This window comes from Nonomuraea deserti (assembly GCF_004348685.1).
Taxonomy (GTDB): domain Bacteria; phylum Actinomycetota; class Actinomycetes; order Streptosporangiales; family Streptosporangiaceae; genus Nonomuraea; species Nonomuraea deserti.
The window spans coordinates 1-7,799 of sequence record NZ_SMKO01000304.1 but is presented as its reverse complement, the minus strand read 5'-3'; the positions used below and the strand labels follow the sequence as shown (position 1 = coordinate 7,799).

Genomic DNA, 7,799 nt, shown 5'->3' with positions numbered 1-7,799 from the left:
CACCCCGCCGGCGCCGGCGGGGTGGGTGCCGGGGCCGGCACTGTGGCGGGCACGTCTCACGGCGCGCTGGGCGAAGGCGATGTTCTGGGCGGCGGAGAGGTAGCCGATGAGGTTGCGTGCCGGGTTCTGCAGCATCATGCCGATGTGCGCGGCCCGCAGCCGGTCGAGCCTGCGCTGGTCGAGCCGCCCCAGGTCGGTGCCGTCCATCCACAGGCGGCCCGCGCTCGGGCGCAGCAGCCCGGCCAGCAACCACAGCAGCGTCGACTTGCCCGCGCCCGAGGGGCCGAGCAGGGCGACCGTCTCGCCCGCCTCGATCGTCAGGTCCACGTCGCGCAACGCGACGACCTCGACGTCCTGCGCCTTGTAGATCTGCACGATCCCGTCACATCTGATGACGCTCATGCGCGGCTCTCCCGGGTGCCGTGGTCGCAGCTCATGGACGGGCACTGCACGCGGGAGCCCGCCGCGCTCACCGGGTGCTCCTGGACTGCCTGCGGTGGGCCCGGGCGCGCAACTCGATCACCCGGTCGCAGCGCTCGGCCACCTCGGGGTCGTGCGTGGCGATCACCAGCGTGGTGCCGTCACCCGTCGCCGCGAGCAGCTCGTCCAGCACGAGCGCGCGGTGCGTCTCGTCCTGCTCGGCCGTCGGCTCGTCGGCCAGCAGCACCCGGGGCCGCAACGCCAGCGCCCTGGCCACCGCGACGCGCTGCTGCTGCCCGCCGGACAGCTCCTCGACCAGGTGGTCGGCGAACTTCGACACCCGCAGCCGCTCCAGCGCCTCCGACGCCAGCCGTACCGCCTCGCGCGGCGCCCGCCCCGCCGCCCTGAGCGCCACCTCGACGTTCTCGGCCGCGGTGAGCAGGCTGAGCAGCCCGTACGACTGGAACACCAGCGCCAGCCCGGCCCTCAGCTCCGGCTGCTCGTCGAGGGGCACACCGCCCACCAGGACCCGGCCCGCGGCGGGCGGGAGCAGCCCGGCCAGCGTGGTCAGCAACGTGGTCTTGCCGGACCCCGACGGGCCCATGAGCGCCACACGCTCGGCCCGGTCGAACTCGAGGGTGAGGTCTTCGACGATCGTGCGCCCGCCGGCCCGGCAGCTGAGCGCGCGGCATGCGAGCGTCGGTCCAGGCACCACTCGCGGATCATCCTCCCGACCGGTGATCCACGTCAACGGCGGGGAGGACGCAACCGGGTTGCGAGTCGGCCACGTCACCTGCCTCCGCGCGCCGCACCGTACTGTCCAGGGTTGATCGGGCGGCGAGCCGGGAACTCTGGCATGCGATCTTCATGCACCCGTACGGCGGACGTCGATGGCACAGGTTCCACGATGGCTCAACCCGGCGTCCACGACCCGCCTCCCGCGCGGGGCCGGACCGGTGGCCGCCTTCCGTCCCCACCTGCGCGGGCGGAAGGCAGCCGCGTGGGCGAGCCGCGTGGATGAGCCGCTGTGGGCGAGCCACCGTGGATGACCCGCCGTGGTGACCCGCTGTGAGTGAGCCGGCTCATGTCCTCGTGGTAGTACCAGTTCGGGAGCCCGCGCGCCCAGGTCAGCCCGGCGTCGCCGGGCGCCATGACCGTCGTCGCGGACGTTCCGTCGGGGCGCCGGGCGCCGGGGGACGTCACGACCTCCCCGCCGAGGCGGTGTGCCACGGCTTCGAGATCGGCGTGGCTGCGCGCCCGCAGGTTCCACGTCATCCAGTGATCGGCCCGCCGGGTGGTCTCCTCGAACCACGTGCGGAACGCGTCGACCCCCGGGGGGAGCTCGGCGTGGTGGTCGATGACCGACTCGACGTTGATGAAGGCGTCGCCCGGCAGCGGTATGACCCGGTGAGCGGTGGGCATGACCTGCAGCCATCCTCCCTCGTGGCTGCGCAGCCCGGTTTCGCGACGCAGCCGCTCAGCGCTCTCGTAGAGGTGGCGTACGCCGAGGGTGACGTGGTCGAGATCGTAGGAAGGCACGTGACTCCTCCAGGGAACCGATGACTTCAAAAGCAAATCTGATTTGAAAGCAAACCTAATATGGACACGGCGCACGTGTCATCGCACCCACCGGCGGCGATCGCCTGCTATCGGAACACGGTTCCGTATATTCCGGAGGAGGGTTCCGTTTCAGCGGGGTGAGCCCGGCGTTCACCGGCGATCACCACACCTCGGCCAGGACTTCAGGAGGAACCCGCATGCCTGCCAGGAGGCGGATGCTTTCAGCCCTGTGGTGCTGCCCGTCCCGGGCCGGATCCAGGGCCCCGGTCCCAAGAGCCTGCCGACGCTGTTCGGGGCGGAGCACGGCCTCGGCGGCATCCTCATGTACGACGCAGCGGAAACGACCGACGAGAACCCCGAGCGGGTCGCAGCGCTGCGGGCGCTCGCCTGGGCCCATCTCCGCACCGCGCTCTACCCCGGCGACACGGCCTGGGCCGACGCGAGTGCCGCGCTGGGCGGCATGCCCAACCCGTCGGGCCGGGTCGGATCGAGGTGAACCCGGGGGCGCCGCCTGACGTACCGGGAGCCCGCCGGCTCGACCCCGACCACCGCCATCACCGTCGCGCCAGGCTATTCTCCGCCGTCGCCGTCGTTCCCGTCCCCGTCGGAGCCGCCGGGCCAGCCCGAATGGCGCTCGGCGTCTCCTCCGCTGTCCGGCCAGCCGTCCTGCCCCTCATCCGGCCAGCCGTTCTCGAACGTGTAGCGCGTCTCCTCCGTCACGGCCGGATCGCCGTTCCGCGCCGCGAACGCCCAGACCACACCCGCGTGGCGCGGGCGCAACCGTGCCGGGCCGCGTACCGAGGGGCCGTCGAACAGGTCGACCTGCACCGGGCCCGCCGGCAACATCGCCGCGTCGTCGGCTCGTGCGAACGCCAGGCGGAGGTACTGCGCGCGCCCGTCCACCCGGGCGACGACCGTACGCACCGGGTAGCCCGCCACCGTCCGGCCCCGTCGCAGCGCCACACCGGTGAGACCCTGCACCACCTCCCCGCGTCCCGCGCGCTGCCATGCCCGCCGCATCCTCAGCCTGACGGAGGTCTCGCGCACACCCGAGGTTCCCGTGACGGCGGCGAGCACCGCCGGGAAGATGATGAAGAGCACCGAGTCGGGTGTGACGGAGCCGCCGCCCTGCCCCGACACGATCATGGCCACGAAGTACACCACCAGTCCCATGGCGACCGCCGCGATGCCGAGCGCCGAGGTGGGATCGGGCGCGCCGCGCATGCCCGCACGGCGTGCCGCCCGGAACGCCCTGCTGTCCTCCCGCACGCCGGTCATGCCGAGCCGGCAGCCGGCGGCATACGGAGCATCACATCGATCACGAGACGTTAGATGCCGGTCCGATCGGGATGGTTCTCGGTCTCCGGCCTTTCGCGCCGCACCGTTCATCACTCCCGGGCCCGGCCTCCTGCGACGGACATGGCGATGGCAGGGGCGGGCGCCGGTCAGTCGGGCTGGCGGGTGCTCTTCATCGTCTCGCGCTCATACGTGAGCAGCGCGTCGATCACCAGCTGCCGCTCCGGCGGGGCCAGGGGCTCCAGCGCGGTCCGCCACGCGGCCGCTCCCGCGGCCAGCCAGCCCTCGATCGCCTCGCGGTGTTCGTCGGTGATGCTGACGATGGTCCGCCGCCGGTCGCGCTCATCCTCGCACCGGGCGAGGATGCCCTTCCGGCTCAGGTCGCCGACCATCAGGCTGACCGTCGTCGAGGCGACCTCGAGTTTCCCCGCCAGCGTCTTGACCGTCGCCGGGCCGTCGTGCAGGAGGAGAGCCAGCAGCGACAGGTGGCGCGGCGTGAGCGCGAAGTCCTGCAGTTGCTCGGGAACCGGAATGCGCTTGGCACGGGCGGTGAGCCGCGGCATCAGCAGGATCATCTCTCGCACGCCTTGATCGACGGTCGGGCCGTCCGTTGGCATCGAGTGGTCCCTCTGACTTGCTGGCGGATGTGTCGCGGCTGCTCGAAGCACCAAGTATCACGGAGGAAGCGCCGCGTTGTCCAACGATCTCGACGCCCGCCGACCCGCAGCCGCCGGCGACCGGCTCACGGGTCAGGGCCACCAGCCTCCGGCGAGTTCCACGCCCTCCCTTTCGAGGGCGTCGTGCCAGGCGGGGTCACGCAGCAGCCGCGCCTCCCAGGCCCGTACGACGCCGTCCGGCCCCGCGACCGCGTCCTCGCGCGACGGGTGCAGGAACAACTCGCTCGTGCCCTCGGGGAGTGCGGCGAGCCGGCGGAGGTAGTCGTCGCGGAGCCGCTCGTAGCCGCCGAGCTCGTGTGCCGTGCGCCGGTTGGTCGCGATCGTCTGCGGGATGGACACGCCGAGCGTGTCGGCGAGGGCGACCGCGCGCTCGTGCGCCGCCGCGAGCTGCGGCGGGAGCGGCCCGCCGAAGTACGGCTCAGGGTCGCGCGGCAGCCGGAAGGCGAGGCCGTGACGCGCACACCAGCCGAGCGCCTCGGCGAGCCAGGACCGGCCGTGCAGGCCGTACAGGGTGCCGGCGTGGGAGTCGGCCGCCTCGGGCGCCAGGCGCCGGCCGCGCATCCAGTGCAGCTGGGCGTCCGCCTCCCCCATGACGTCGCGCGCCTCGCCACGGGCTCCGAGGGCGAACGGATCGTCATGGAACGTCCCGTCACTGTCGACCAGGCTGGCCGCGCCGTCGAGCGGCCGCCAGCGCGGGATCCCGCGCTCGCTGGTGAGCGTCACGTGCAGCCGCGGCACGACGCCGAGCTGCCGGACCCGGTCCGCGGCCTGCTCGGCGGCCGGCGAGACGCAGATGAGCGTCGTCGCGGTGACGTGTCCCTCGGCCAGCAGCGCGACGATGACCTCCGTCGTGCCGGGCTCCCTGCCGAGGTCGTCGGCCGTGATCACGACGCGGCGGGTCATCGCGGACGCTCCGCGGCCGGCTCGTTTGCGGGACCGGAGGGCGGCGGCTCGGCCTCTTCGGGTGTCGGCTCGACCGGGACGGAGACGAGCCGCGCCGCGACCGCGCCGACCACCGTCAGCACGAACGGGTACGCGCACAGGTACACCCGGAACGCGAACCCCGGGTCGGCGCCCGCATCGTCGCCCGAGTTGTAGCCGAAGAACACGCCCAGAGAGGTGAGCGCGAGCCCGGTCACGATCCCGTTGAGCCGGCCGAAGAAGCCGAACGCGGACAGGAAGAGCCCTTCGCGGTGTTCCCCGTTGCGGGCCGCGTCGGCGTCCAGCACGCGGGCGACGATGAGGTCGTTCGTCGCGAGCATGCCCGACCATCCGGCCCCGACGAGCACGCCGGCGGCGATCGCGGTGAGGAGGCCGGTGGCGAAGAACAGGGCGGCGAAGCCGGCCGCGAGGATCGCGAAGGCCAGCCGCCAGGCCCACAGTGCGCCGCGCCGCGCGACGACGCGCGTCCACACGACGAGGCCGCCCGCCGAGATGAGGATGACGACGCCCTGCAGGTAGAGCGCGTTGCCGACCGGGAGCCCGAGCGAGTAGCGGACGTACAGCTGGATGCCCGAGAGCACCAGCGCCATGGCCATCCCGTAGCAGGCGCCGGTGAGCCCGACCGTCCAGAACATCGGGTTGCGCACGATCGACCACACGCTGGGCAGCAGCCGCGGCCGCTCGCGCGTGGAGTAGCGGGGACGCTCGCGGGCGCCGAGCGCCATGAACACGACCACGACGAGCGCGATCGCGCCGTAGATGACGGCGGTGGTCCGGAAGCCCTGGGTGGACTCCTCGGTGCCGAAGACGCTCGTCGTGAGCAGCGGGGTGACCGCGAGCGAGATCACGAGCGCCACGAGCTGGAAGCCCTGGCGCAGGCTGTTGGCCACGGCGCGGTCGCGCTCCCGCGGGTAGAGCTCGGGGAGCAGCGCGCCGTAGTTCGCGTTGAGCATCGAGTCGAAGGCCTCACACAGGATCGCGAACACCGCGAACCAGAGCACGAGGCCGATGCCCTGCAGGGAGTCCGGCGCGGAGAAGAACGCGATCATGCAGGCGGCGAGCATCGGCGCGCCCCCGAGCAACCAGGGCCGGCGCCTGCCGAACCGGCTCCTGGTGCGGTCGGAGAGATGGCCGAGCAGCGGGTTGTCGAGCGCGTCGATGACTGCGTACACCACCATGACCACGCCGTACGCGCGAACGTCGAGCCCGAGGATGTCGACGTAGAAGAGGATCGTCGATCCCTTGATCATGTTGATCGGGATGGACGTGCCGAACATCCCGACGGCGTAGCGCCACGCGGGAGTCCGCCCCTGGGCGGGCCCCTCTTCGGGCTGGGACACACGATCACCTCTTTTGCTGAGCCGACAATGCAGATATCCGGCACAGGATGTCAATGGCGCGATCGTGGCCCCTCGCGATGCCTTGGCAGGGTCAGAGACCGTAGACGCGGGTGGCCGTCGCCGCGAAGACGTCGCGTATCTCCCCGGCGGATCGTCCGGCGAGCACGTCCTGCCAGGTGGACAGCAGGGTGGGCAGGTCGGTCCAGAGCTTCTCGACGGGGAAGTTGCTGCCCCACATGCAGCGGCCGGAGCCGAACAGGTCGAGGCACGTGGTCGCCACCCGCTCGATGAGCGGCCGGTCCACGCGGTGCACGAAGGTGCCCTGGCCGGTGAGCTTCACCACGACGTTGGGGAGTCCGGCCAGGAGCCTCATGCCCCGCGTCCACTCCTCGACGGCGGGCGGGGCGGAGTCCACCGGCATTCCGGCGTGGACGAGCACGAACGTCAGCTGCGGGAAGTCGGCCACCAGCTCAGCGGCGTCGGCCATCTGGGCCGGGAACACCTGGAGCTCGAACAGCCAGCCGAGGTCGGCGACCACGGCGAGGTTGCGCCGGAGGACGGGGTCCCTCATGCGGTCGGGGGCGGCGGCGAAGCGGAACTCGGGCCGCTCGTGCCAGTGCAGTTGCAGCCGGGTGCCGCGGACGAGCGGGGTGAGGGCGGCCTGGCGGCGCAGGACGTCGGGGGCGTGGTCGTCGAAGAGGTCGGCGCAGCCCACCACGGCGGTGGGCCAGCCGGTCCCGGCATGGACGTCCCGCAGCCAGCGCACCTCGTCCACGGAGCGGTCGAGCGGCCAGTTGGCCTGGACGTAGACCGCCGAGGAGATGCCGCAGGGGGTCGCCTCCGCGACGTACTCGGAGACGAGATAGTCGCGGCGGATCGGCTCGTACGGCCCGAAGATGCGCGGGACCATCTCCCCCTGCAGCCAGGGCAGGTCGGCGGCGCGCCAGATGTGGTGGTGCGAGTCGACGATCCCGGTCATCGCGGTGCTCCCGAAGGGGTCGTGGGCCAGTGGCGTGCCGCGGTGTGGCGGCGGCCGGACAGGACGGCGGGCAGGCGGCGCACCTGCTCCAGCGCGGTGGCCAGGTCGCGGACGCCGCCGAGGTGATCCAGGCTCGGGAGCTGGGCGGACATGGCGCGCGTGACGGGGCGGTAGGCGGGCGAGCAGGCCAGCGGGGACCACCAGACGAGCCGGTGGCCGAGCCGCGACAGCCGGGCCGTGGCGCGGACCATGGGGGCGGGATCCCCGCGTTCGAGCCCGTCGGACAGGACGATCACGAGCGCGCCGCGGGCGAGCGCGGCGAAGCGCGGGTTGGCCAGGAAACGTTCCAGCGACGCGCCGATGGCCGTGCCTCCGTCGGCGTCCGTGACCAGCGCCGACACCGACTTCAGCGCCTGGTCGGCGTGCGGGTGCGCCAGCGCGGCGGTGATCCGGGTGAGCCGGGTGCCGAAGGTGAACACCTCGGTGCGGGCCGGCGCGGCGCGCAGCGCGGTGTGCGCCACCCGCAGCAGGTCCGGGGTGTGCTGCCGCAGCGAGCCGGAGACGTCGACCAGGATCAGCAGGCGG

The 7,799-nt window shown here is 72.7% G+C and carries 10 protein-coding genes; 1 reads left to right on the top strand and 9 read right to left on the bottom strand.

The window, feature by feature from the left end; genetic code table 11:
- From E1292_RS48395 to E1292_RS48385, 3 genes are all read right to left on the bottom strand, one after another.
- Positions 1–402, bottom strand: a 402-nt coding sequence (locus E1292_RS48395) for an ATP-binding cassette domain-containing protein (RefSeq protein ID WP_132606548.1), incomplete at its 3' end; no start/stop codon positions are given.
- Between the two features lie 67 nt (positions 403–469).
- Positions 470–1,135 carry an ATP-binding cassette domain-containing protein gene (locus tag E1292_RS48390; protein WP_220447432.1) on the bottom strand — a complete coding sequence of 222 codons (666 nt, stop codon included), beginning with the start codon at positions 1,133–1,135 and terminating at the stop codon, positions 470–472.
- 197 nt (positions 1,136–1,332) lie between these two features.
- The gene (locus tag E1292_RS48385; RefSeq protein WP_165975149.1) at positions 1,333–1,959 is read right to left on the bottom strand and encodes a VOC family protein; all 627 of its coding nucleotides are present in this window, start codon (positions 1,957–1,959) and stop codon (positions 1,333–1,335) included.
- 250 nt (positions 1,960–2,209) lie between these two features.
- Between E1292_RS48385 and E1292_RS53200 the strand changes: the two genes are divergently transcribed.
- Positions 2,210–2,476: a hypothetical protein gene (locus E1292_RS53200; RefSeq protein WP_220447431.1), complete on the top strand. Its 267-nt coding sequence runs from the start codon at positions 2,210–2,212 to the stop codon at positions 2,474–2,476.
- Between the two features lie 74 nt (positions 2,477–2,550).
- Here the strand turns inward: E1292_RS53200 and E1292_RS48375 are convergent, their stop codons facing one another.
- From E1292_RS48375 to E1292_RS48350, 6 genes are all read right to left on the bottom strand, one after another.
- Positions 2,551–3,258, bottom strand: a complete 708-nt coding sequence (locus tag E1292_RS48375) for a hypothetical protein (RefSeq protein WP_132606546.1) — start codon at positions 3,256–3,258, stop codon at positions 2,551–2,553.
- Between the two features lie 167 nt (positions 3,259–3,425).
- Positions 3,426–3,851: a MarR family transcriptional regulator gene (locus E1292_RS48370; protein WP_246090964.1), complete on the bottom strand. Its 426-nt coding sequence runs from the start codon at positions 3,849–3,851 to the stop codon at positions 3,426–3,428.
- A 174-nt stretch (positions 3,852–4,025) separates the two neighbouring features.
- Positions 4,026–4,856, bottom strand: coding sequence for a carbohydrate deacetylase (locus tag E1292_RS48365; protein ID WP_132606544.1), 831 nt, complete (start codon positions 4,854–4,856; stop codon positions 4,026–4,028).
- On the bottom strand, positions 4,853–6,235 hold the full coding sequence (locus E1292_RS48360; protein ID WP_132606543.1) for an MFS transporter: 1,383 nt from the start codon (positions 6,233–6,235) through the stop codon (positions 4,853–4,855). Before E1292_RS48360 ends, E1292_RS48365 begins: the two co-directional genes overlap by 4 nt.
- A gap of 91 nt (positions 6,236–6,326) precedes the next feature.
- A complete protein-coding gene (locus E1292_RS48355; protein ID WP_132606542.1) occupies positions 6,327–7,214 on the bottom strand; it encodes an amidohydrolase family protein in 888 nt (295 codons plus the stop codon).
- Positions 7,211–7,799, bottom strand: a 589-nt coding sequence (locus tag E1292_RS48350; RefSeq protein WP_132606541.1) for a VWA domain-containing protein, incomplete at its 5' end; no start/stop codon positions are given. The genes E1292_RS48350 and E1292_RS48355, both read right to left, overlap by 4 nt.

Coding starts and splice junctions, on each gene's coding strand:
- E1292_RS48355 (WP_132606542.1), bottom strand. CDS start 7,214: ATGACCGGGATCGTCGACTCGCACCACCACATCTGGCGCGCCGCCGAC.
- E1292_RS48370 (WP_246090964.1), bottom strand. CDS start 3,851: ATGATCCTGCTGATGCCGCGGCTCACCGCCCGTGCCAAGCGCATTCCG.
- E1292_RS48375 (WP_132606546.1), bottom strand. CDS start 3,258: ATGACCGGCGTGCGGGAGGACAGCAGGGCGTTCCGGGCGGCACGCCGT.
- E1292_RS48365 (WP_132606544.1), bottom strand. CDS start 4,856: ATGACCCGCCGCGTCGTGATCACGGCCGACGACCTCGGCAGGGAGCCC.